This is a genomic window from Nonomuraea sp. NPDC050786 (assembly GCF_040654115.1).
GTDB lineage: Bacteria > Actinomycetota > Actinomycetes > Streptosporangiales > Streptosporangiaceae > Nonomuraea.
On the sequence record NZ_JBFAHJ010000046.1, the window covers coordinates 46,839 to 70,160 of the forward strand.

The window sequence follows — 23,322 nt, forward strand, 5'->3', positions numbered from 1 at the left end:
TCATTTCCCGCTCAGCCTGCGATCGGGCCGTTACACCCGGCCCGGTGTCGCTCCGTTCTGACGGCGGCGGATCGTCGAAAGGTGGCCGGCAGCCGCAGACCCGCGCGAGTGCGTCATCGCTGCCTGCCGCCTACAGCGAACGTCCCGTAAATCCTGGCTCGCGGTCATCCGCTACCCAGCAAGATCACTCATGTGGATCGCAAGCCGCTTTTCACGCACTGGCGCGATTTGGCATCGTAGCGATCGTGGCGGTCAGCCCTTCCCCTTCACGACCCTGTGCGATGAGCGCTTCGATTCTGGCCGCCACAGCCGGCAGTCCGCCGTCGCCGAGCGCTTGGCCGCCCCTCAGCCTGGTGAGGTGGCGGATGACGGTGAGGTGCTCGGGGAGGGTGGCGGGCCCTGCCGGATAGGTGGCCCGCAGCAGGTCCGAGGCTGTGACCGGAGCCTCCGTGACCACGTGCCCAAGCTGTTTGACCGCGGTGTCGACGAACTCGGCGACGTCGATGCCCGCTTCTCGCACGGTGTCGAGGGCTCGCAACAAGCCGAGTTGGGCGTCGTACCAGAGGCCGAACAGGGTGAGATCCCAGATTGCGGCCGCTTGTGGTGACTCGCCTACGAACCGTGGCGTGCTCAGCAGCTCGAGGACCGCACGGTGTTGCTCGAATGCCGACCGAGAGCCGCTGTACAGGATGGTTGCCGTGTCGGTGCCGATCATGTCGGGTGAGGCCTGCATGCCCGCATCAAGATAGGAAGCCCCCAGGACGGCTACCCGCTGGGCGGCATGTTTCGCGTCGTCGGCGGTTCCGGTGCACATCGCGACGATCGTTCGCCCGGACAGGTCATCGTCCAGTTCGGCGAGGCACTGTTGCACGGCACCGTAATCAGTAAGGGTTAGAAGGACCAGGGTGGCGGAGGATGCCGCTTCCCCGACAGATCCCGCTGGCAGTGCCCCGGCGTCCACCAACTTGGCAGAGCGGCTGGCAGTACGGTTCCATACCACCACGTCGTGACCAGTGGCGAGCAGACGACGTGCTACCGCACTGCCAATGGCGCCTGCGCCGATCACAGCAATCCGGTACCCAGAAGCCTTGATTTCGGTCATGGTGGCGATCTTGCAATATCAACCAAGCTTGAGGTCAAGACAGCATTCATACCTCTGCGTCTACCTTGCCCATCGCCAAAGCCTGTCCCTGCAGAAGATCCAGTAGAGGTTCGAAGACATCTTCTTTAGACTGGGCAAGCGGCCGCCGCACCCCACTCGGCCGACTATGAGAGCGCCGTCATGCTGTGCTGCCTGAGTGGGTAACGCGGAGCGACGGTCAGGATCGCCGCTCCGGCGCGTTGACCACGGCCACCGGACAGTATGCCCGGTGAAGGACCCCGTGGCTGACGGAACCAAGCATCAGTCCGGTGAATCCGCCGAGCCCGCGTGAGCCCAGCACCACGAGATCGGCGGCCCGCGAGGCCTTCGCCAGAGCCGGAACGGGGTGCTCACTGACGATCGACTCGATCAGCTCGATGTCGGGATACTTCTCCCCGCAGGCGATCAGACGCTGCCCGATCTCAGGGGTTTCGTCGACGGGCAACGGCCCGTACCCGGCGGGATGCGGAGCCATGACCGGGTATCGCCTGCCGTGCAGCACACGAAGGCGCGCATGGCGAGCGGCCGCCTGCACCAGGGCGTATTCCACTGCCATGTCCGCGCACGGTGAGCCGTCGTAGCCCACCACGACCTCGCCGCTTCCGCCGTGTGGGAGCGTCCGCACGACGACCAAGGGGCACTTGGCATATCCGGCCAGGCTCAGTCCGACCGAGCCGAGTACGAGCCCGCTGAACCCGCCCCGTCCCCTGCTGCCCACCACCACGGTGTCGGCCGTCTCCGACTCGGTCTTGAGCCGCTCGATCACCGCCCCAGCGAGCAGGAGCGTCGAGATCCGCGCCTCTGGAGCAAGGGCGCGGGCCTGCTCAGCCGCGTCCGCGAGCAGCCTCTCGCACTGCTCGCCCAGAGTCTTCTCGTCGCTGGAGGCGCCGAGCGGGTGCTCAGCCGACCAGGGCTCACTCACGTGGACGATACGCAGCGGCAAACCCCTGCGTTCAGCGTCCTCGGCCGCCCAGGCGAGCGCCGACCACGCGGTCCGTGAACCATCGACTCCCACGGTGATCGCTGTGTTCATGATCGGCCCTCTTGATAGCCGCCGAGCGCGGGCAGGCGCCCTTGCCCGTGATGTCCAGGGCATCAGTGTGCGACGATTCTCCGCCGGCCTTCCACTTTCTCGCCTTCGGCCCGCCCCGAGTTGACCTTCAGGACACCCTCCTTGGAGACGGCCTTGATGTCACCGGTCTCGGCCGGCAGCGCCGCACACCTGGCGATCACGCCCCACGACACCTCACCGACGTCCACTCGGCGCGGGCCATCGCGCTCATACCGGTGCGGGCCGGCATCCCGACCAAGGCGAGCAGCGCGATCGCGTCCACCCCGAGACGGCCCGTACGCAACGCCGAACCCGACATCCCCACCCTTCGACCCACGCTTCGAGGACCAATGGCACTCCCCCGCAAGCAGCGCCTGGAGTGTCATGGAAGAGAAGGCGAAATACCAAGCCAGGAGGAGCAATGCAGGTCCTGGTGCACGAGATCATGACCGGAGACGCCACCTCCGTCGCTCCAGCCACATCCTTCAAGGACGTCGCCGAGAGACTCATCCAGCACGGACTCAGCGCGGTGCCCGTGGTCGATGACCACAAGCGCGTGGTCGGGGTCGTGTCCGAGGCCGGCCTACTGCCCCAAGAAGAGTTCAAGGGGCAGCACGTCCGTGAGTGCCTGTTCCAGAACCGGTGATCATGACCGTGGTGATCAGCCCGCATGGCGGTGGAGCAGTCCAGGGAAAGGTCTGGAGGGCTTGAACGTCCTTGTGTGATGGCGGCCTTGTCAGTCGGCGGAGTGCCGGAAACCGCGCAGGATGGCGGTGAGTCCTATCTCGAAGTGGTCGTCGAGGGCGGTGGCGTCGGCGGCCTCGGCGAGCAGGTTGTAGTCGGGGCTATCGGGCCGGGGTTTGCGGCTGCGCCGCTCCGCGCCGAGCTTGGTCACAGCGATGGCCAGGGCGTGGCCGATGGTGAACTCGCGCAGGCAACGGACCATGCGCAGGGCGTCCGCCGGCAGGATGCCGTCGGCGTGGAGTTTGGCGAGCATCTTGACGCCGGTGTCGATGGAGGCGGGTGAACGTACCGGCCGGGTCGCGAACACCTGCACCGCGTGGGGGTGGCGCAGGAGGATGTCGCGCAACCGCAGGCAGTATTGCCGCGCCAGCTCCTGCCAGGGGCCGTCCCAGGGCAGGGTGTCGACGTCGATCTCGGTGAACAACGCCTCGGCGACGCCGTCGAAGAGATCCTCCTGGTCGACGTAGTAGCGGTAGACGGCCATCGGGTCGAAGCCGACCGCGGTGCCGAGCTTGCGCATGGAGAACTTGCGCAGGCCGTGAGCGTCGATGAGGGCGAGCGCGGCGACGGCGAGGTATTCGCGGGTGAGGGTGGGCCGGGTGGGCGGCTCCGGCAGCCTGCCCGGCAGCCTGGGGTCGGCTGTCATGCTGGGAAGCCCTCCAGGATCGTGGTGAGTGTCGTGGTGAATTCCTCCGGGTGCTGCATGAATGGGAGGTGGCCGCCGGGGAACTCCTGGCAGGGTATGCCAAGGCGCTCCGACAGCACGTGCGCGGGAGTGTAGTAAGGCTTGCCGACGCTGTCGCGCCCGGTGGCCAGGCACCACGGTGCCGTGGTAGCGGCCAGCGCGGCCAGGTCGGGCCGGTAGTCGAAGCAGACCTCCGGCAGCTCGCGGCGGAAGACCAGCTCCGCGTTGCGGAGCTGGCGGGTCATCGCGTCCGGCTCGCGTCGGTTGATCTTCCGCGCCAGGTCTCCGGCGGCGAGCATGAGGTGGGTTCCGGCGGCGATGACGGCCTGGCCGGCGGGTGACAAGAACATCCGCGGCGGGTCCGGCAGCGTCATCGCGCCGAACGCCGCGTAGGCCCGCATCAGGTGCCCGTCCCGGCCGAGGCGGCCGATGTATTCGATCTCCCGCCGCTCGGTAGCGTCCGGTGGGAGGAGCTGGACCAGCGGCGGCTCGTGCACGACCGCGCCGAGCAGGCGGTCGGGATGCCTGGCCACCATCTCCAGGGCGATGGTCGCGCCGCCGCTGTTGCCGAAGAGGTAGGCGGACCGCAGGCCGTAGTGGTCGAGGATGGCGGCGGCGTCGCCGGCCTGGTGGGGAATCGCGATCGAGGCATCCGGTTCGGTGAACGGGCTGCGGGAGTTGCCGCGCCGGTCGTAGGTGATCACGGTGAACGTCCGCGCCAGCAGCGGGACCACGTCCGCGTACATGGCGGCGTCGCCTCCGCCACCGGAGATCAGCAGTAGTGCGGGCCCGTCACCGGCACGTTCGACGTGCAGCCGCGCGCCGGGCACCTCAACCGAGTCGATCATCATGGCTCTCCTTGCCGATGTCGCAGAGCATCTGTCTACACTGTAGCGTCTGTCTACATCGTAGACAGACTTCGAACGGAGCCAGGCTCATGACGACCACCGGCGAGATCCTCAAGCAACACAGGCGCACGGACGTCGCGAAGCTGGCGGAGGCCGGCATCGCGGGAATTCTCGTATTCGTGGGCCTGGTCACGACCCTGCACGTCATCGACCCAGACAGGGACCCGATCAGCATCACCGTCAGCGAGTACGTGCTGGGGCCCTACGGCCGGTTGCTCAGCTTTGCCGCGCTGGCGTTCGGGCTCGGAGTGCTCGCCCTCACCGCCGCGATCGCCGCAACCTTGCCGTCGCCCCGACCACGCGCAGGCCTCACCTTGCTGGCCACCGCCGGACTCGGCATGGTGGTAGTCGGGGGCGTTCCCGACTGATCCCATCGACCCGACCGATCCCCGGTTCGTGACCACCTCGGGGGTGATCCACGCGGCGGCCGGCATCCTGGCGTTCACCTGTTTCGCCCTCGCCGGGCCACTGCTCACCCGCCCGATCCTCACGGCCACGAGCACCACGAGGGTGAGAGGACTGGCCTTCCTTCCGCCGGCGGGCTATGCGATCTTCTGGGCCACCGGCATCCTCGACAACCAGCTCGGCGACTCGTTCGGTAGCCGCTCAGCCACCGGACTCGGAGAGCGCCTCGTGGCGGTGACGTTCATCATCTGGCTGAGCACCGCCGCCCTCGGCATCAGACGTGCCATGCGTCAGGGCTGATCCGAGACGGCGAACGGCCGGACATCCTCGACTCGACGTAGGGCTGAGGGTTTCGGTGTCGGCCTGCGACAATCGATGGCGTGGGCCAGCGCGCGGCGGCTCGGACATGCGCGAACTGCGGTCTCCCACTGCCGGAGGACTCGCGGTCGTCGCGACGTATGGCAGGCCGCGGTGGACGCCATACGGCTGATGGACGAGCACGGCATCATCTGCCTGCCCGTCGTCGACGACCACGGTCGCCTCGTCGGCGTCCTCAGCCGCCACGACCTCGACCACCACTTCGCGTGGGTCGACACCTCCGCGGTCCAGGCCAAGGTGAAGAACGGCGTTGTCACACTCTACGGACGCACCCGCGCCCACTCCGAGGCCATGCTCATCGCTCACTCCGCGGCCCGCGTCAACGGCGTCGTGGACGTGCGGGACAAGCTGTCCTGGGAGGAGGACGATCTCTAACGGTCCGGCCGAGCACATTCCGTACGTGCCGCTTCACGAGGCGCGCACCATCGCGGCCGGGCACGACGCGCTATGGAGCATGGACGTTGGTCCTGGTTGTCAGGGTCGTATGGCACTGGCCTGCCGGGCCGGCCGCATGCAGGCTGGCAGAGACAGGGCAGACGGCACAGACGCTGGAGGCCGACATGAAATGTTCGGCAATAGCAGCGATCGCAGCCGGATCGGCGCTTGCCACTGCGGCGGCGGTGACCGGCATCGCCGGCGCCGTGGCCGACACCACACCGCTACCGGCCGCCACCTGGCAGCCGACCGCCCCACCGACGGACTGGGGCCCCATGGGGCCGCGCGACTGCATGTACAACATGCACGTCAGTAATGAGGCCGACTATCTGACCCGCATGGTGGCACACCACGAAGAAGCAGTCGCCGCAGCGCGTCAGCTCCAGCGCTCGAGTCGGCCTCAGATGCGCGCCCTGGGGGCCTCGATCGTCACGACGCAAACCGCCGAGATCGCCACCATGAAGGCCTGGCTGGCCAAGTGGTATCCCGGACATCCGGGAGCGCGCGACTACCGGCCGATGATGCGCGACCTGTCCAGGCTGTCCGGCGACGGGCTCGATGAGACGTTCCTGCAAGACATGATTCCGCACCACATGGCAGCGATCAGGATGTCCCAGCAGTTGCTGGCATCCGGGCGGGCCGAGCATCCCCAAGTCGCCGACTTCGCCGCCAAGGTACGCGACACCCAGCATGCCGAGATGTTCCAGATGCGCCGCTACCTGGCCGACTGGTTCGGCGAATGGGGTGGGCCCTGTGGAAGGTGGCACATGCCGGGCCCACACGGGCCATGGCACTAACCGGCCCGAGCCAGGCAAGCACTCTTCGTCATGCCTTAGAGGGTGTCTCTGAACTGGTAAAACGATCTTTCGTGTACTGCCTCGCTACTACCGGCCTGAGCGGGACGGTGGCGGCTGAGGAGTCGGTGTCGTGGAAGTGGTCGATGAGGACCTGGACTTACATGTCGAGGTCTGCGGGTACCCGGCGAGACTGCCCGCGGCGGGCCAGGCGTTCAATACCGGCGGGGCGGCCGCGTCGAGTCGGTGCTCGCAAAAAGACGTCGACCGGCTGCCCTGGGCAGCGGTAGCGTCCTGGGTCCATGTGGAGCGAAGTACAACCGCCGGCGGCGACTCAGGTCCGTGACGCCTTTGGTGTGGAGGTGGGCGAGCTGCGGCCGCATCCGGGCGGGTTCGAAGCGGATGCGTTCACCGACGGGCGCTGGTTCGTGAAGCTCTGGCGTCAGCAGCTCGACAGCGACGCCGCTTTGGCCCTGACCGCTGAGTTGGCGGCCCGAGGCATCCCCGTTCCTGCGGCGGAGCGAGCACTCGACGGCTCGTACACCGCCGAGCACCATGGCCGGCGCTACGCGCTGTTCCCGTTCGTCGACGGCCGCCAAGGAACGTGGAACGATGCTGACGCGATCGCGCGGGCGATGCGCGCCGTACACGAGATCACCGACCTCGCCCTGCCCCGCACCGACATGGACGAGTGGTGCATCGGGGTGCTGCGCGAGAGGCACGACCACCCTTGGATCGGAGACCGCCGCGACGAGCTCATGGCCAACGTTGACCGGCTCGAAGCGGTGATCGAACGGGCACGCGCGATCGACGTGCCCCACGTCGTGTGCCACCACGACCTGTTCCCTCACAACGTCCTTGTTGACCGCGACGGTCGCATCGCAGCGCTGCTCGACTGGGGTCACGCGATGCTGGCGCCGCGCGAGCACGATGTGTTCGCCGGCTTGTGCGGGCCCGATCCTGTGCGCTTCCTGCGCGCCTACGGCGGGGAGCGACTCGACCTCACTCACCTCGAGTACGCCCGACTCGCCCGCTCGCTGCGCGACCTTGCCGTTCGCATCCGCGACGAGGTCGACCTGGAGGGCATCAACACCTGGGGTTTCGACGGGTTGCGCCGAGTGGACGCCGATCTCGAACTCTCCCGACCTTTCTGCGACCGCTGAGGTCACCCCATGCGTCGATCCACGAGATTGCGGACGCGTTCGACGCCGGATCACGGTTCTGGGTCAGCGATAACGTCGTTCGAGCCCACCACAGTTCCCGGAGCTCCCGCGACACGTTCAGGCGGCTTGCGGCGCAGAGGCTGGCTTGCGGGTCCAGGCGGATGGCCTCTTCCTGGTCAGCCGCCTGGTCATGAGCGTGATCGCGGCAACGGTCAGGTGGGCCTCGCTGTGCGACGGTTTGCGTTCGAAGTCGACCACATTACGACGAGCGTTCATCAGCCAGGACAGGGACCTCTCGACGATCCAACGCCTCGCGAGCACTTTGAACCCCGTCTGACCAGGCCGTTCAGTCACGATCTTCAAGGTGAGGCGCAGAAAGCGGCGGGCCCACTCCACCAGCCTCCCAGCGCAGGCGCTGTCGCCCCAGATCAGGGTGAGCTGTGGGTGCAGCATCCGCAGCCGAGCCAGCAGTTCCCGGGCAGCGTCGCGGTCGGGCTGTCCGGCGGCCGTGACCATGACCATCATGGGCAGGCCGATGGTGTCCACGACCAGGTGGCGCTTTCTCCCCGGCACCCCTTTTCCCGGCGTCATAGGACCGTGAGCGGCCGGTGACGGTGGCGGCAGCGCGCACCGACTGGGAGTCGATGATGCCAGCGACCGGGTTGGGGCAGCGCCCGGCGCGCAACCGGATGACGCGGCGGAGCTCATCACGCAGCGGGTCTGGCAGGCGGGCACCGGTAGGAGAGGCTCGATCAGCGCTCACTCCTCATCGCTGGTGTCGGAGGGGTAGAGGCGCGGCCGCATCGGCTCACGCTCGTCCGGCCTTGTTGAGCAAGCTCAGCGCCGCTTGCACCACGTTGAGCCGGCCCAGTACCAGGTTGACCCACTCCTCCTCCGGCCGGGCGGCAGCGTGCGGTGCGACCGTCGCCGACAGCAGGCGGCTGATCCGGGTCAGCTCGGCGCGCATCCGCGGGCGCTCGTAGGCGATCCAGTCATCAGGTTGGGAGGAGAAGCGGTAGCCGTCGTTCGGCGTCCAGATCAGCGGGGGTCAAGTGGGCCATCGCCGAGACCTCCCGGATGTAGAGGATGCCCTTGCGGACCTGATAGAGGCTCAGTTTGGGGGCGCCGACCAGTTGCCGGGCGGCCAGCCCGGCCGGGCGGGCTTCCAGCAGCGCGAGACGAACCTGGTCGCCACAGACGTTGGCGGCCATGCCCCTGGAGGGCATGGCGCTACTCGCCGCACAGCAGCCGGGCCAGGCCCTCGTCCAGGCTTACGCCACCGGACTCGACGGCCGTCTCCAGCCAGTCGGCGGTCGCGCGTACCCGGCCGAGATTGCGTGCCACGATGGCCTTCTCCTCGGCGGTGAAGGCGTGCCCGCGCAGCGTGGGCAGCACCCGGCCCACCGCGGCCACGAACACCGAGCACGCGCCGACCAGTTCGATGAGGTCGCGGCTGCGTTCGATACGGGGCAGCGCCGGGGTGCGCTCCCGGACCGCCTCGCCGGCCTGCCGAGCCTGGTCGACCTGCGCACGGTTGACCAGATGCCGGGCGGTGGTCGGTCATCGCCTTGAAGGCGACCTCCAGGCGGCGCAGCAGATCGGTCGCCACGGCGGCGGGGCGGCGCTCTGTGGTGCCCGGCGGCCCGGTCCCGGCCATCGTGCTCGGCGTGCTCACGGCGTTGTGGGTGCTGGCCGCAAGCTGGTTCCTCACCCACGAGCACCTGCCGCTCCCCGCTGCGGGGGCGAGGCCGGCGATGGGCCACTAGACATCACGTGCGCCTCGGCGGCGGACGACGGCGACCGGGCAGTGAGCGTAGTGGAGCACGCCATGGCTGACCGAGCCCAGGACCGCTGAGGCCATGCCGCCGTGTCCCCGGTTGCCGACCACGACCAGGTCGGCGTCCTTGGACGCCTCGGCGATGGCCGCCACGGGATGAACGGAGGTGATGTCCTCGATCACGTCGACCTCGGGGTGCTTGGCCCGCCAAGGGGCGAGTCGATCGCGAAGGAACTCGTACTGGACTCGTTGCAGCCGGTCCAGATCGAGCGAGACCGCATGAACGGGAACAGCGTAGGCGTAGAGGGCGCGCAACGCCGCCCGACGCAGAGAAGCCTCGGCGAAGGCATGGGCCAGGGCGGACTCGCAGGAATCCGTCTCGTCCACGCCCACCACAAGCTGCCCGCGTTCGGCCGCCACCGCCCGTACCACGACGACTATGCCGTGCGCGTGGCCCGCCACCCCCAGGCTCACCGAACCGAGCAACGCGCTCGCGAACCCGCCCCGTCCGCGCGAGCCGACCACCAGCTCGGCGGCCGACTCCGCCCGCACCCGCAGGTCCGCCACCGCCGATCCGGTCACCACCCTGGTGGCGACCTCGGCGCCGGGCCATCCGGCCATGACGGTCTGGACCTTCTCCTCCAGCATCACCTCGGCGGCCTCTCCAAGCGTCTCCAGCAGGCCAGGGATCGGATAACGCGGAAGGTCGTAGGTGCCACGCTCGATGACGTGCACGAGCTCAAGCCGGAGCCCCTTGCGTGCCGCGTCGTCGGCTGCCCACGCGAGGGCGGCGTCCGCGCCCGGCGAACCGTCTGTTCCCACGACGATGACGTCGTTCATGGTTGCGCCTTTCGCTTGCCGTAGAGAACCCTGCCGTGCGAACTTCCTGCCCGAAACGCGGCAAAGCCACGGCAAAGGCCCTCAAGGCCACCTCTTTCTCCCGTCACGATCGCACCGAGAAGAGGTCCAAGGCCCCACATCGTCCGGGCCATATGTCCCTATCGTGCACCGCCATCCCCGCCACAAGCTGAAGGGGGGAGGTGCATCATGCGACTCTCGAATCGGTGGGTGGCACTTCGCCTACGCCGCTACTGGCTAGGGCGGAATCCGTTGCGCCGTCGCTCCGACCGGTTGGAGGGGGCAGGCGTGGCCGTAGCGCTGATTCTGCTGCTGTTCAGTGTCTGGCCGGCCGTCGCCATGGGGCGGCTGGCCTACGAGAACGGCCTTCAGGCCGAGCGTGCCGGTCCTGGCATCCGTCAGGAAGTGACCGCGACCCTCGTGCGTAACGCGCCGGACACCGTTGGTGTCGTGGGTAACGACAATGGCGTGGCGCCGGAATCACACGCTGCCGCGCGCTGGGCGGCTCCGTCAGGCGAGCAGAGAACAGGCCAGGTGGCTGTGCCCGCCGGGACCAAGGCAGGTGCTTCCCTGAAGGTGTGGATCGACGGCCGGGGCAAGCTGACCAGACCGCCGACGACTCACACGGACACACTTGCGGGCGCTGTGACCACGACACTTCTGGTCATCGCTGGAGCGGCCGCCACGCTGATGCTGGGCTTCCGTACCTTCAGATGGTTGCTGGACCGAGGTCGGTACGCCGCGTGGGACGCCTCCTGGGAGGAAGCGTGCGCGCGGTGGCGACGCTTGTCGTAGACCGCCCCAACCATCCCGCCGTTCCGCACCGGCCGCCGCGATGTCACGCCAGCGCGGCCGTTTCGGTGATGTCATTGACAGCGACGATGTCCAGGTCGGTACGCAGGGCACATCTCAGGGCGGCACGGCCGATCCTGCCCGGTCGATCCGCCGGGCGAGGTCGCACAACGGTGGGGTCAGGACGGCCGCTCCACCAGCCGTGTTCGAACGTCCAGCGGCGCGCCCTCGCCACGTAGGCCAGCGTTAGCCGGGCGAACACCAGGGTCAGCACCGCCTGGGTCCTGACCTGGTCGTCGTCCCAGCCCAGCCGCCGCGCGACCTGGACGGCGGCGGCCACCAGCAGGCCAACGATCAGTGAACGGATCCCGATGCGGGCCAGCACCGGCCCTGATAGCAGCCCCTCCCGTGCCGGCCTGCCCTCCAGCGAGTCGCCGGACGCACGGTCAATGCCCAGCGCGATGGCGGGGATGCCGTCCAGGGCCAGGTTGATCCAGAGCAGGTGTACCGGCAGCAGCGGGATGACCAGGTCTGGCCAGGCGAACAGGCCGACCAGCACCAGGAAGATCTCGGCCAGATTGCCTGCCAGCAGATACCCGATCATCGAGCCGACATTGTGATGGAGGCGACGGCCTTCACGTATCCCGGTCACGATGGTGCCCAGCTCGCCGTTGGTGACCACCACGGCGGCGGCTTCCCTGGCGACGTCGGTGCCCTCCTCCCCTGCCATCGCCACCCCGACATCGGCGTCGCGCAGGGCCGGGGCGTCGTTGACGCCGTCACCGGTCATCGCGACGACCTCGCCGCCCTCACGCAGCGCCCGCACCAGATCCAGCTTGGTCGCCGGGTCGACCCGGGCCAGCACGCCCGCCTTCCGCAACTGGGCCGTACGATCCTGGCCGTCCGTGCAGGATCCGGTCACCACCGGTTCCGGCTCGATGCCGACCTCCTGGGCGACAGCACGCGCGGTCTCGGCGTGATCGCCGGTCACCATGACCACTCGAATGCCGCCTGCCCGGCAGTCGGCCACTGCTTGACGGGCCGAGGCGCGGCTCTCGTCGCTCAATCCGACCAACCCCACCGGCCGCAGCCCCACGGCGTCCAGATCATCAGTGTCGCTTTCGGCCAGCGCCAGCACCCGCAGCCCGCGTCTGGCCAGCATCGGCACGGCCTCAGCCAGCCGATCGGTGGCCTCCACACGGCACGCATCGGGCCAGCACCACCTCTGGGGCGCCCTTCACGGTCAGCACCGGCCCCTCGGTGACCACGGCCATCGACCGGGTGCCGGCGTCGAAGGGCCTGGTGGCCAGCCGGGGGTCGTCCGGCCGTATCCCGTGATCGGCGGACGCGGCCAGCAGCGCCACGTCCACCGCGTCGCCCAACCCGTCGCGGGCGTCGTTGCAGCGCACCGCCGCTCGCCACAGATCGGCGCCCGCGATCTCCACGTGGTCGGCCACCGTCAGGCGGCCGGTGGTCAGCGTGCCGGTCTTTTCCGAGGCGATCACCGTGGTGGCGCCCAGCGCCTGGATCGCCGACAGCCGCCGCACGATCACCCCAAGCCGCGCCATGCGCTGCGAACCCAGCGCCAGTGCGGTCGTGACCGCCGCCGCCATGCTCTCCGGAACGGCCGCGATCGCCACCGAGGACGCCTCAACCACCCGCGCATCGGCGGGAACCCGATCGCCCGCCGCCACCTCGACCACATCCCCGGGCACCACCTCGCCTGCAGGGATCCGCCGAACCACACCACCGCGGCGGACCTTGGCCATCGGCGCGGTCAGCGTCCGCAGTGCGCGTACCGCCTGATCGGCTCTGACCTCCTGGCTCACCCCGATGACCACGTTCACCACCAGGATGGCCAGGATGGCCGCCCCTTCCGGCACCTCACCCAGCACCACCAGCGTGACCAACCCGGCCAACAGCAACAGGATCGACAGCGGGTCGGCCAATAGGCGCGCGGCCCGCCGCGGCAGGGAGGGCCGCCGCGGCTCCGGCAGCTCGTTACGGCCGTGGTCGGCAAGCAGCCGCACGGCCTCCGCGTCGGACAGTCCGGTCAGGGCGTCCATGGTGGCGTCCATGCCTCCACAAGATCATTCGCGACAGCGGACACGCGCGAGCCGAAGGCCCCCTTTCAAATGGACGAAGGTTCTCGGTATGCAGGGAACTACGCCTCTTGCTTCCCGGATCTGGCGGCCAAGCGGATCGCCATCGAGAAGTGACCGACCGCGACTCGGCGGCACCGGGGCCCGCGAGAAGGCTCGGTGCCGCCGCGGACCCATGTGAATGGCCTGGCAATGGTCAGCGCAGCCGCCGCAGGAGCAGCGAGGGCGGCTTTTCGCAGGGCGCCAGCCGGATTCGGGCGTCCACTGTGGCCGTGCTTGCCGGCGTGACGATGACCGGGTTGAGGTCGAGCTCGGCCACCTGCGGCAGGTCTTCGAGCAGCCTGCTGATCCGTACGACCTGATCGGCCAGTGCCGGGACATCGACGGGTGGCGAACCGCGGTAGCCGTGCAGCACCGGAGCACAGCGCAGCTCGTTGATCATGTCGATGGCATCGACGACGGGCGGCACCCGGAAGGCCCGGTCGGCCAGCAGATCGGCCATCACCCCGCCCATGCCCACCATGACCAGTGGCCCGAACGCCGGGTAGTTCACACCACCCACGATGATCTCCACCCCGCCGGGCAGCATGCGCTGGACGATCGCGCCGGTCATCTCCGCGCCTATGCGCGCCGACATGTCGTGGTACGCCTGCCGTACCTCGTCCGTGGTTCGGAGATTGAGCCGGACCCCGCCGACCTCGCTCTTGTGCACGGGACCCGTGGCCTTGAGCACGACGGGCAGTCCCACACGGGCAGCCGCCGCGGCGGCCGTCTCAGGGCCGTCCACGTCGATGGACTCCACCACCGTCACGCCATAGCAGGCGAGCAGCCGGGCGGCATCGACGGGGGACAGCCAGCCGCCGTCCGGGCGCGCCTCCAACTTCGCGTGAACGATCTCGCGTGCGGCCTTCTCGTCAGCCGGTGGAGGAACGGGGACGGGCTCGACGGGGCGACTGCGCCATTCGGTGTAACGCACCACGTGGGCCAGGGCCTGGACGGCCTGCTCGGGAAACGCGTAGCTGGGCACGCGTCCGTCGATCAGGTCGTCGTGGCCGACGACGCAGGCCAGTACGGTCTTTGCCGCGGTCTTGGTGGCGTCGGCGATGGCCTGGCGGGTGGCGTCCAGGCCGTCGCCGAACGGTGGGGTGTAGACGGCAAGGACCACGTCGACGTCGGGCGAGGCGGCCAGGGTGTGGACGGCGCCGCCGAGTTCGGCGGCGGTGGCGTCGGCGGTCAGGTCGACCGGGTTGCCCAGCGCAGCAGCGGCACGGGCATTCAGCAACCCCGGCGGCAGCTCGGGAACGACGAGGCCGTGGCGCTCGCAGGCGTCGGCGGCCATCGCCTGCGGGCCGCCCGAGTTGCCGACGACGGCCACCCGACGGCCCTGAGGGAGGGGCTGTGTGGCCAGCAGTTTGGCGGTGTCGATCAGCTCGTTCACGGTGTCGAGCCGGATGACGCCGGCGGCGCAGGTGAGCGCGTCCACCGCCACGTCCGGAGTGGCCGCGGCGGCGGTGTGCGAGCGCACCGCCCGCCCGCCGGCCTCGCCTCGGCCGCTCTTGACCAGCAGGATCGGCTTGCGTTTGCCGACCCGGCGGGCGATGCGGGCGAACTTGCGGGGATTGCCGAACGACTCCAGGTACAGCGCGATCACGCAGGTGTCGTCGTCGTCCTCCCAGTATTCGAGGAGGTCGTTGCTGCTGACGTCGGCTTTGTTGCCGACCGAGACGAACGACGAGACGTCCAGTCGGTCCAGCAGCGCCGCGCCGACGGCGCCTGACTGCGACATCAGCGCCACGCAGCCCCGGGTGGGGCTGTGCGACAGGAAGCTGGCGTTGAGCCAGGCTCCGGTGTTGATCACGCCGAGGCAGTTCGGGCCGATGAGCCGCATCCCAGCGTTGCGGCAGAGCGTCAGCAGCTCCGACTCCACGCCCGACTGCCCGGCCTCCGCGAACCCCGACGTCAGGACGACCAGCCCGGCCACGCCCGCGCTCGCGCAGTCGCGCGCGACGTCCAGTACATGACGGGCGGGCACGGCCACGACCGCCAGGTCCACGCCGTGGGGCACCTTCGCGTGGCAGGCCAGCCCGGCGACCTCGGTGGCGTTGGGGTTGACGGGGTGGATCGGCCCACAGAAGCCGCCGTCGATGAGGTTGCGCAGGACCTTGTGCCCGACGGCCTGCTCGTTACGGCCGGCACCGATCACCGCAACCGAGCGGGGCGCCAGGACTCTCGCCAGGGATGCCCGCTCCGCCTCGTGGTCGCGAGCCTCGATGGCCGCGAGCAGCCTGGGGGTGGGCTCGGCGGTGATGCTGACGTGCAGTGTGCCGTCCTCGAAGTGCTGCGCCACGGTCAGGCCCACATCGCGCAGCACCCGGATCATCGGCCGGTTCTCGGCCAGTACGTCGGCCACCAGCTCGCGTACGCCATGCTCGGCGGCGTCCACGGCGAGGTGCTCCAGCAGCAGCGTGCCCAGGCCGTGGCCGTGCACGGCGTCATCCAGAAGGATGCCCAGCTCGGCTCGGCCGTCGTCGATCGGGATGTACTCGGCGACCGCGACCAGCCGGCCGTGCAGGCTGGCCACCCGCGCGCGGCCGCCGTACCTGTCACCGGTGATGCCGTCGACATAGGCGTGCGCGGTGTTGCGGCCGCCGGTGAAGAAGCGCAGGTAGGCCGAGCGCTCCGATGACCGGTCCACCAGCTCGTGCAGGGCTTCGCGATCTGCGGGGCGCAGCGGACGCACGTGGGCGATGCCACCATTGCGCAGCAGTACGTCGTATCCGTCAGGCATGCTGGTCTCCCGTTCAGAGATGCATCGCAGCCGCGTATGGTCCAGATTTGACACTCCCGCATGTCAGGTACGCCCGGCAGTGCCGGACGGCCCTGTGGCCAGGGTCGAAGGTCCCTGGCACATATGCGCGCCGCCGTATGCCTCTCCAGCGGAGGCGGCTCCGCGGCCAGAGCTGGGGACCAAGATCCCAGCAAGTGGGGCCGCCCGCCCCTAGGGCGTTCTTCAGGCTCGCTCCGACACTGGAGATGGTGATTCTGCGCGCGAAAGGGGGCTGCGAACATGAACCACATCGTGCTCGGCTACGACGGCTCGGACTTCTCGGTCCAGGCCCTGGACTGGGCGCTGGACGATGCCGAGCTGCGAAACCTGCCCCTGACCGTCGCCCACGCCCGGCAATGGCCCTACGGCGAAGCCGGCGAGGACGCCAAGGCACACCTGCGCAAAGCGGCCGAGCACGTGCTGTGGCACGGCGCCGACTGCGCCCGCTCCACGAGTTCCGGCGTAAGCGTCGAAACCGACCTGTACGAAGGCCCCGCCGCGCAGCGCCTGGTTGAGCTTTCCGACAATGCCACGCTCGTCGTGGCGGGCTCCCGCGGGCTGAGCGCGCTGCCCAGAGCCGTCGTCGGCTCGGTCGCCGGATACGTCGCCGCCCACGCCGGCTGCCCTGTGATCATCGTACGCGGCCCGGGACCCCTGCCCGCCGCGACACACCCGGGGCCGATCGTCGTGGCCGACAAGGAGCCCGACGCCTCCGTCCTGGAATTCGCGTTCGGCGAGGCGGCCTTGCGCCAGGTACCGGTGTCCGCCTCGGCGGACCTGACCGGGTGGGCGGAACGACACCCGGAAGTCCGCATCCAACCGGGCGAGCCTCGTGATCACGCGACGCTCATGGTCGTCGGCCGCAAGCGCGCCGCGTGGTTCGGTGCGGCGGACTTCCTCACCCAGCACGCCCCCTGCCCTGTCGCAGTGGTGTCCTGAGGCTGATTCCCAGACACCCACCGAGGCCGGATGGTCTCCTCGTCCGCGGCCAGGACCCGTACCGGACGCCGCGTCACCGGGAGCGCACCGATCCACTCGCGACCGTATTCCACACGGAAGGGCGCATGCTTTGATGTGCGCAAATGTCCGTTTCGGGAAGCTGAAGGAGGAGCGTTGTGAAGGAGGCCGGTGATGGCCGGACCGATCGTGGTCGGCGTGGACGGCTCCGAGGCATCGAGGGCGGCGATCGAGTGGGCCGCGGCCGATGCCCGGCGCAGACGGCTGCCGCTGAAGGTCGTCCACGTGTGCGAACAGTGGCCTCGTGGCATCGACGGCAGGAAGTACTGCCTCGGCACGCTGGAAGCCGGTGCCGACAGCGCTCGCGCGGTGAGCGGGGATGTCGAGGTGAGCACCGAACTGCTCGAGGGCAACGTCGTCGAAGCGCTGATCGCCCAGTCGGCGTCGGCCGAGTCCCTGGTGCTGGGTAGCCGGGGATTGGGGGGATTCGCCGGGCTGGTGCTCGGCTCGGTAGGCATGGCGGTCGCGGGGCACGCCGCTGGGCCGGCCGTCATCGTCCGCGCACCAGCCGTCGCCCTGCACAACCAGATCGTGGTCGGTGACGACGGCTCCGAATGCGCACGGGAAGCCATGGCGTACGCCATCGAGCAGGCTCGCGCCCGCCACGCACGGCTGCTCGTCATTTACGCCTGGCAGGCGCCGATCGTCTCGGCCTACGCCCCGGACTACGGCCTGCTACTGGAGGACGCTTTCCGGGAGGAGTCCCGCACTGCACAGGAGCGGGTGAGCCGCTGGCGACAGGAACACCCCGACATCGAGATCACAGACCATCAGGTGGCTGAGCATCCGGTACCCGCCCTCAGCAAGGCCTCCACTACGGCGGACCTGGTCGTGGTCGGTTCGCGTGGGCTGGGCGGTTTCGCCTCTGCGGTGCTCGGCTCGGTGAGTCACGGCGTCCTGCACCGTGCCGCCTGCCCTGTCGCGGTCGTGCGGCCACGCGGCGAGGAGTCATGAGGACTCTTGAATGACACGAAGGCGTACGGCGGTGACCTTGTACTCGGGGCATGAGGTCACCGTGTCGGCATGATCGGAGGTCAGGGCGTTCGCGAGGCTGGCGGGGAAGTGGAAGCTGCAGAAGAGCTGGCCCGGTGGGATCTCGTCGGTGACGCGGGCCGGCAGCATGGCTTGGCCGTGCCGGCTTTCGACGAGCACCGCGCCGCCGTCGCGAACGGCGTGGCGGGCGGCATCCGCGGGGTGGATGTCGAGCCGGTCCGAGGGGTCGAGCTCGATGTTTCCGGATCGCCGGGTCATGTTGCCGGAGTTGTAGTGCGCCCATCGGCGGCCCGTGATCAGGATCAGCGGGTAGTCGTCATCGGGGCTCTCGCCCGGTGGCAGGTAGGGGCGAGCCGCGAGGTGCGCCAGGCCGTCCGGGGTGGCGAACCGGTCCAGGTAAAGCTTGGCCTCTCCGGGACGGCCGGGGTCGGGACACGGCCACGGGATGGCGCCTTCGCGGTCCAGCCGCTGGTGGGAGATCCCGGCGAAGACCGGCGCCACTCGCCCGCATTCGGCGAGCGCCTCGGCCGGTGTCGGGCAGCCCAGGTCCGCGCCGTAGGCCGCGGCGATCGCGTGGACGATGGCGAAGTCGGTCCGTGCCTGGCCGGGCGGGGCGAGAGCGGGGCGTACTCGCTGGAACCTGCGGTCGAAGTTGACAAAGGTGCCATCCTTCTCCAGCCAGGAGGCGGCCGGCAGGACCACGTCGGCGTGGCGGGCGGTCTCGGAGAGGAAGAGCTCCTGGCTGATGACGAGCGGACAGGTCTCCAACGCCTCGACGACCCGGTTTGCGTCGGGATCGGTGGCGCACACGTCCTCCCCGACGACCCACAGGACCCGCAGAGCCCCCGAGCGTACCGCCGCGAACATCTGCGGGATGCGCAGGCCGTCGTGGTCCGGCACCCGGGTACCCCACACCTGTTCGGCCCGGCCGCGCACCGCGGGATCGCCGACCTTGCCGTAACCGGGCAGCAGGTCGGGCAGAGCGCCCATGTCGGAGGCCCCTTGAACGTTGTTCTGGCCTCTGAGCGGGTTCACACCGAACCCGTGGTCGGTGCCGACCGCGCCACGCAGGATCGCCAGGTTCGCCAGGGTGCGGACGCCGTCCGTGCCGTGGAGGTGCTCGGTCACGCCCAGCCCGTAGACAATGGCGGGTCGCTCGGCCTGCCCGTAGAGTCGCGCCGCCGCCACCAGATCCGCCGCGGGCACGCCAGTGATGCCGGCCACCCGGTCAGGCGCGTAGTCGCCGAGGACGGCGGTGAGCTTCGGCAACCCGCTGGCCCGCAGGCGCAGGAACTCCTCGTCGATGAGGCCGTCGGCCAGCAGGACGTGCGCGAGCCCGTTGAACAGGGCGACGTTGGTGCCCGGGCGGGGCCGCAGATGGACGTCGGCGTGGCAGGCGAGCCCGACGGCGCGCGGGTCGGCGACGACCAGCCGCGCGCCGTGCAGCACCTGCTGCAGCAGCCGCGCCCCGACGACCGGATGCGCGTCGATCGGGTTCGCGCCCACCACGAGCAGGCAGTCGGCCTGCTCCACATCCTCGAAGACGTCGGTGCCGCCCGACAGGCCGACCGCGGCGGTCAATCCGGCGGCCGACGGCGAGTGGCAGAGCCGGGAGCAGTTGTCGACGTTGTTGGTGCCGATGACCACCCTCATGAACTTCTGGATCAGGTAGTTCTCCTCGTTGGTGGCCCGGGCCGAGGAGATCGCCGCCACCGCGTCGGGGCCCGCCTCCGCCACGGCGGCACGAAGCCCGCGAGCGATGTGGTCGAGGGCCTCGTCCCAGCTCACCGGTTCCAGTCCGGAACGGCCACGCATCAGGGGCTGCGTGAGCCGCTCCGGAGAGTGCAGGAATCCGTGGGCGAAGCGGCCCTTGACGCACGCGTGTCCCCGGTTGACCGGGCCGTCCTTGGCCGGCCGCACCCCGGCGACCTCGCCGTCACGGGTCAGCACGCCTAGGGCACAGCCGACGCCGCAGTATCCGCAGGTGGTACGCGTGCGGGTGAGCGCGGCCAGGTAAGTCCCGATCGGCAGCCCCGGCTCGGTGAGAGCGCCCGTGGGGCAGGTATCCACGCACCCTCCGCACGCGACGCAGTCCGAGTCCACCCACGGACCACCCGTGCCCGGTGCGACCACGGTCTCCGAGCCGCGTCCCACCAGCGTGAGCGCGAACGTGCCCTGGACCTCGGCGCACATGCGCACGCAGCGACCGCAGGCGATGCACAGATCCCGGTCCAGATGAACGAACGGATGCGTGTGGTCCCGGCCCCTTCCCGCACCGCCTTGAGCGGTTTGCGGCCCGATTCCCAGCGAGCGGCACACCCGCGACAGTTCGCCGTCCCCTTCCAGGGCATAAGGCGGGAGCGCCGAGACGATCATCTCCACGGCGTCGTGGCGCAACCGGCTCAGCTCCTCCTCCTCGACGCGCACCTCGGCGCCGTCCACCGCGGGGGTCACGCAGGCGGCTACCACGCGCCCGTCGAGGCGTACCAGGCAGGTCCGGCAGGAGCCCACGGGTGTCAGCCGGTCGTCATGGCAGAGCGTAGGCAGTTCGACGCCGGCGACCCGCACCGCGGACAGCACCGTCGCCTCCTCCGCGAGATCGACGAGGGCGCCGTCCACCGTGAGCCTCATCCGCCCCACCCCCGAAGGCGGTCCCCGTAGGCGCGGGCCAGGCTCCGCACGGCAGGCGGCAGCCGGCGACCGAACGCGCAGAGACTGGCCACGCCCATCACGTTCAGCATGCGGACATAAGCGTCACCGGGCGGGGCTCCGGCCCTGGCCTGCTCAAGCCCCCGCCGGGAGCCGACCCGGCAGGGCGAGCAGGCGCCGCAGCTCTCAGCCGCGGCGAACGCCCACACGTGCCGCAGCACATCCAGCGGCTCCAGCCGCCGCTCGACCGCCACCAGCCCAGCATGGCCGAGCGCGGCGCCGTAGCCCGCCAGCCCTGCCTCGGTGAGCGGCACGTCAAGATCCTCTTCTGAGAGGAACCCGCCCAGTGGACCGCCGACCTGCAACACGCCGAGCTCGCCCCCCTCCCGCAGGCCACCGCCCAGCTCGGTGACGATCCACCGAACCGGCACACCCAGCTCGACCTCGTAACAGCCCGGCCGGGCGAACCGCTCCGACAGGCAGACCAGCTTTGTGCCCGTCTCGCCGGGCGTGCCGCGGCGGGCGTAGGCATCACCCCCGCGACCGACGACCCAGGGCACCGCGGCCAACGTCTCGACGTTGTTGACCACGGTCGGCGCATCCCACAGACCCTGGCTGGTCGGATACGGAGGACGCGCCCGCGCACACCCACGACCGCCTTCCAGTCCCGCGATCAGCGCCGTCTCCTCCCCCGCGACATAGGAACCGGCGCCCGCCACCACCTCCACATCCAGGTCCACGTCGCTACCGTGCACGTGCCGACCGAGGTGGCCGTCCGCGCGCGCCTGCTCCACGGCCTGCCGCATCGCCGCCAGCGCAAGCGGATACTCCGAACGCACCAGCACCAGACCACGGCGAGCCCCGCAGGCGAAGCAGGCCAGCGCCAGCCCCTCCAGCACCCGCGCCGGATCGGCCTCCATCAGCAGCCGGTCGGCGTACGAGCCAGGATCGCCCTCGTCTCCGTTGGCTATCACCACGGTTTCCGGCGAGCCGCCCGCCGCCGCCCACTTGGCCGCCACGGGAAAGCCCGCGCCGCCCCGGCCACGCAACCCGGAGGCGGCGACCTGGGACTGGACGTGCTCCGGCGTGCGCCGGCCGACGGTCTCCACCCACGTCCGCCACGCGACCTCACCCGCCACGATCCCCGCCAGCACCACCGGGTCGCCGGTGGCATCAACCACCGGGATCGGCGGGGCGTGCGACGGCACGCGACCAGCCACCTGGTCGGCCACGTCCGGGCCGACGCATGGAGTCTCACCGTCCAGGCAGGCCGGCCCGGCATAGCAGTAGCCCAGGCAGCGAACGGTCTGCAACGAGACGTCAGCCTCACGATTGAGGTCGCCATCGGCCGTGACACCGAGCACGTCCTGGATCGCCGGTAGATGCCGGCCGCCCTGCGCCGCGAAGCACGCCGTCGCGGCGCAGACCCGCACGTGGCGCCGCCCGTGTGGGACGGCCAGGTCCGCGTAGAAGGTGGCGGGCCCCAACCCGGCCGCCGCGGGCAACCCGAACCGCCTGGCCACCTCCGGCGCCCAGCTCTCAGGCTTTTCCGCACGCTCCGCGGCACTTTGGGCAAGAGCCTCGATCAGGCGCACACCTGACCGCCCGCGCCGCTCAGCTAGGGCGCGAAATGCATCAAAAGGATCGCTTCACGAATTCCTTCATGCCCGCTTCTTCATTATCGGACACGCACGCACATACTCCTACCTGCGGATCTACCCCGGCACGTGCGTCGGCCTCTGCCATGGCGGGGTTAAACGCGACGGACTTTTGCTTCCATTCGAGTCTTTTGGGATGACCGGGCCAGGAGCCCCGGCAGCCTTGTCACTTTCTCTCGGATGAGCCCGTGCCAAGAGGCTGCTCAGGACATCCGATCCAGCGCCTGCTGGAAGGCGCGGGCGTGTCCGGCCTCGTCTTCCGTGGCGTCGGTGATGCGCTGATGGTGATCTGCGACGGGCTGAAGGGGCTGCCGCAGGCCATCGAGAGTGTCTGGCTCCAGGCGCTCGTGCAGACGTGTGTCGTCCACTTGTTGCGTGCGAGCTTCCGCTACGCCGCTCGCCAGCACTGGGACGCCATCGCCAAGGCCCTCAAGCAGGTCTACACCGCCCCGACCGAGTCGGCCGCGCTCGAGCGCTTCATGGAGTTCGCCGAGCTCTGGGGCGGCAAGTATCCAGCGATCGTGAAGCTGTGGGAGGACGCCTGGGCCGAGTTCGTGCCCTTCCTCAACTTCGACACCGAGATCCGCCGGGTCATCTGCTCGACCAACGCCATCGAGTCCGTGAATGCGCGGATCCGGCGGGCGGTCAAGGCGCGCGGCCACTTCCCGAACGAGCAGGCCGCGCTCAAGTGCGCCTACCTGGCGATCATGAGCCTGGACCCGACCGGCAAGGGCCGCAAACGCTGGATCACCTGCTGGAAAGCCGCACTGAACGCCTTCGCCATCACCTTCGAAGGCCGCCTGACCCCGACCCCCGCTAATCAAACAAGATCGAGATACACCACTGACTGGGCTCTGTCTCAGATTCGGTGGTGACGGAGAGCTAGGCAAGAGAATGCGGTGGCGGAGCAGCGTGAAGCCAGCCCGGCCGTGCATCTGGCGCATG

Annotated in this window: 24 protein-coding genes and 2 pseudogenes; 11 read left to right on the forward strand and 15 right to left on the reverse strand. The window is 69.6% G+C overall.

Annotated elements, in window-relative coordinates; all coding sequences use genetic code 11:
- Positions 1-211: 211 nt before the first annotated feature.
- The 3 genes from AB0H84_RS49150 to AB0H84_RS49160 all read right to left on the reverse strand — a co-directional run bounded on the left by AB0H84_RS49150 (position 212) and on the right by AB0H84_RS49160 (position 2,374).
- A complete protein-coding gene (locus tag AB0H84_RS49150) occupies positions 212-1,102 on the reverse strand; it encodes an NAD(P)-binding domain-containing protein (RefSeq protein ID WP_357620574.1) in 891 nt (296 codons plus the stop codon).
- 217 nt (positions 1,103-1,319) lie between these two features.
- A complete protein-coding gene (locus AB0H84_RS49155) occupies positions 1,320-2,174 on the reverse strand; it encodes a universal stress protein (RefSeq protein ID WP_357620576.1) in 855 nt (284 codons plus the stop codon).
- 62 nt (positions 2,175-2,236) lie between these two features.
- Positions 2,237-2,374, reverse strand: coding sequence for a hypothetical protein (locus AB0H84_RS49160; RefSeq protein ID WP_357620578.1), 138 nt, complete (start codon positions 2,372-2,374; stop codon positions 2,237-2,239).
- 239 nt (positions 2,375-2,613) lie between these two features.
- Between AB0H84_RS49160 and AB0H84_RS49165 the strand changes: the two genes are divergently transcribed.
- Entirely contained in the window at positions 2,614-2,838 is a 225-nt protein-coding gene (locus AB0H84_RS49165) for a CBS domain-containing protein (protein WP_357620580.1), read from the forward strand.
- 90 nt (positions 2,839-2,928) lie between these two features.
- Here the strand turns inward: AB0H84_RS49165 and AB0H84_RS49170 are convergent, their stop codons facing one another.
- Positions 2,929-3,582, reverse strand: coding sequence for a TetR/AcrR family transcriptional regulator (locus AB0H84_RS49170; protein WP_357620582.1), 654 nt, complete (start codon positions 3,580-3,582; stop codon positions 2,929-2,931).
- Positions 3,579-4,469: an alpha/beta hydrolase gene (locus AB0H84_RS49175; RefSeq protein ID WP_357620584.1), complete on the reverse strand. Its 891-nt coding sequence runs from the start codon at positions 4,467-4,469 to the stop codon at positions 3,579-3,581. Before AB0H84_RS49175 ends, AB0H84_RS49170 begins: the two co-directional genes overlap by 4 nt.
- 89 nt (positions 4,470-4,558) lie before the next feature.
- Here AB0H84_RS49175 and AB0H84_RS49180 point away from each other — a divergent pair, with 89 nt between their 5' ends.
- The 5 genes from AB0H84_RS49180 to AB0H84_RS49200 all read left to right on the forward strand — a co-directional run bounded on the left by AB0H84_RS49180 (position 4,559) and on the right by AB0H84_RS49200 (position 7,704).
- Positions 4,559-4,897, forward strand: a complete 339-nt coding sequence (locus AB0H84_RS49180) for a DUF998 domain-containing protein (RefSeq protein WP_357620586.1) — start codon at positions 4,559-4,561, stop codon at positions 4,895-4,897.
- 28 nt (positions 4,898-4,925) lie between these two features.
- Positions 4,926-5,234: a DUF998 domain-containing protein gene (locus tag AB0H84_RS49185; protein ID WP_357620588.1), complete on the forward strand. Its 309-nt coding sequence runs from the start codon at positions 4,926-4,928 to the stop codon at positions 5,232-5,234.
- 171 nt (positions 5,235-5,405) lie between these two features.
- Complete coding sequence (locus AB0H84_RS49190; RefSeq protein WP_357620590.1) at positions 5,406-5,687, forward strand: CBS domain-containing protein; 282 nt, start codon at positions 5,406-5,408, stop codon at positions 5,685-5,687.
- A gap of 86 nt (positions 5,688-5,773) precedes the next feature.
- On the forward strand, positions 5,774-6,544 hold the full coding sequence (locus AB0H84_RS49195; RefSeq protein WP_357620592.1) for a DUF305 domain-containing protein: 771 nt from the start codon (positions 5,774-5,776) through the stop codon (positions 6,542-6,544).
- Positions 6,545-6,903: 359 nt separating this feature from the next.
- Complete coding sequence (locus AB0H84_RS49200) at positions 6,904-7,704, forward strand: aminoglycoside phosphotransferase family protein (RefSeq protein ID WP_357620594.1); 801 nt, start codon at positions 6,904-6,906, stop codon at positions 7,702-7,704.
- Positions 7,705-7,821: 117 nt separating this feature from the next.
- Here AB0H84_RS49200 and AB0H84_RS49205 read toward each other — a convergent pair whose 3' ends face one another.
- The 4 genes and pseudogenes from AB0H84_RS49205 to AB0H84_RS49220 all read right to left on the reverse strand — a co-directional run.
- Complete coding sequence (locus tag AB0H84_RS49205; protein WP_357620596.1) at positions 7,822-8,412, reverse strand: transposase; 591 nt, start codon at positions 8,410-8,412, stop codon at positions 7,822-7,824.
- 100 nt (positions 8,413-8,512) lie between these two features.
- Complete coding sequence (locus tag AB0H84_RS49210) at positions 8,513-8,671, reverse strand: hypothetical protein (RefSeq protein WP_357620597.1); 159 nt, start codon at positions 8,669-8,671, stop codon at positions 8,513-8,515.
- A 28-nt stretch (positions 8,672-8,699) separates the two neighbouring features.
- Positions 8,700-8,915 (reverse strand): hypothetical protein, encoded by a 216-nt coding sequence (locus AB0H84_RS49215; protein WP_357620599.1) that lies wholly within the window; start codon positions 8,913-8,915, stop codon positions 8,700-8,702.
- 19 nt (positions 8,916-8,934) lie between these two features.
- Positions 8,935-9,249, reverse strand: a pseudogene (locus AB0H84_RS49220) (DUF6192 family protein); the annotation flags it as partial.
- Between the two features lie 23 nt (positions 9,250-9,272).
- On the opposite strand from AB0H84_RS49220, the gene AB0H84_RS49225 reads away from it, so the two are divergent.
- On the forward strand, positions 9,273-9,470 hold the full coding sequence (locus AB0H84_RS49225) for a hypothetical protein (protein ID WP_357620601.1): 198 nt from the start codon (positions 9,273-9,275) through the stop codon (positions 9,468-9,470).
- On the opposite strand, the gene AB0H84_RS49230 is transcribed toward AB0H84_RS49225, so the two are convergent.
- On the reverse strand, positions 9,467-10,321 hold the full coding sequence (locus AB0H84_RS49230; protein WP_357620603.1) for a universal stress protein: 855 nt from the start codon (positions 10,319-10,321) through the stop codon (positions 9,467-9,469). The genes AB0H84_RS49225 and AB0H84_RS49230 overlap by 4 nt on opposite strands.
- A gap of 306 nt (positions 10,322-10,627) precedes the next feature.
- Between AB0H84_RS49230 and AB0H84_RS49235 the strand changes: the two genes are divergently transcribed.
- Positions 10,628-11,134, forward strand: a complete 507-nt coding sequence (locus AB0H84_RS49235; RefSeq protein ID WP_357620605.1) for a hypothetical protein — start codon at positions 10,628-10,630, stop codon at positions 11,132-11,134.
- Positions 11,135-11,177: 43 nt separating this feature from the next.
- Here the strand turns inward: AB0H84_RS49235 and AB0H84_RS49240 are convergent, their stop codons facing one another.
- The 3 genes from AB0H84_RS49240 to AB0H84_RS49250 form a co-directional block, all read right to left on the reverse strand.
- Positions 11,178-12,329 (reverse strand): HAD-IC family P-type ATPase, encoded by a 1,152-nt coding sequence (locus AB0H84_RS49240; protein WP_357620607.1) that lies wholly within the window; start codon positions 12,327-12,329, stop codon positions 11,178-11,180.
- Positions 12,304-13,209, reverse strand: a complete 906-nt coding sequence (locus AB0H84_RS49245) for a cation-transporting P-type ATPase (protein WP_357620609.1) — start codon at positions 13,207-13,209, stop codon at positions 12,304-12,306. Before AB0H84_RS49245 ends, AB0H84_RS49240 begins: the two co-directional genes overlap by 26 nt.
- Before the next feature lie 220 nt (positions 13,210-13,429).
- Complete coding sequence (locus AB0H84_RS49250) at positions 13,430-16,021, reverse strand: GNAT family N-acetyltransferase (RefSeq protein WP_357620610.1); 2,592 nt, start codon at positions 16,019-16,021, stop codon at positions 13,430-13,432.
- A gap of 279 nt (positions 16,022-16,300) precedes the next feature.
- Between AB0H84_RS49250 and AB0H84_RS49255 the strand changes: the two genes are divergently transcribed.
- Entirely contained in the window at positions 16,301-16,999 is a 699-nt protein-coding gene (locus AB0H84_RS49255; protein WP_357620612.1) for a universal stress protein, read from the forward strand.
- A 192-nt stretch (positions 17,000-17,191) separates the two neighbouring features.
- Complete coding sequence (locus AB0H84_RS49260; protein ID WP_357620614.1) at positions 17,192-18,031, forward strand: universal stress protein; 840 nt, start codon at positions 17,192-17,194, stop codon at positions 18,029-18,031.
- Here the strand turns inward: AB0H84_RS49260 and fdhF are convergent.
- Both fdhF and AB0H84_RS49270 read right to left on the reverse strand, forming a co-directional pair.
- The gene (gene fdhF / locus AB0H84_RS49265; RefSeq protein ID WP_357620616.1) at positions 18,026-20,701 is read right to left on the reverse strand and encodes a formate dehydrogenase subunit alpha; all 2,676 of its coding nucleotides are present in this window, start codon (positions 20,699-20,701) and stop codon (positions 18,026-18,028) included. The two genes, AB0H84_RS49260 and fdhF, sit on opposite strands and share 6 nt — an antisense overlap.
- On the reverse strand, positions 20,698-22,314 hold the full coding sequence (locus AB0H84_RS49270; RefSeq protein ID WP_357620618.1) for an NAD(P)H-dependent oxidoreductase subunit E: 1,617 nt from the start codon (positions 22,312-22,314) through the stop codon (positions 20,698-20,700). The genes fdhF and AB0H84_RS49270 overlap by 4 nt, the downstream gene beginning before the upstream one ends.
- A 323-nt stretch (positions 22,315-22,637) precedes the next feature.
- Here AB0H84_RS49270 and AB0H84_RS49275 point away from each other — a divergent pair.
- A pseudogene (locus tag AB0H84_RS49275) lies at positions 22,638-23,252 on the forward strand (transposase); the annotation flags it as partial.
- Positions 23,253-23,322 lie beyond the last annotated feature (70 nt).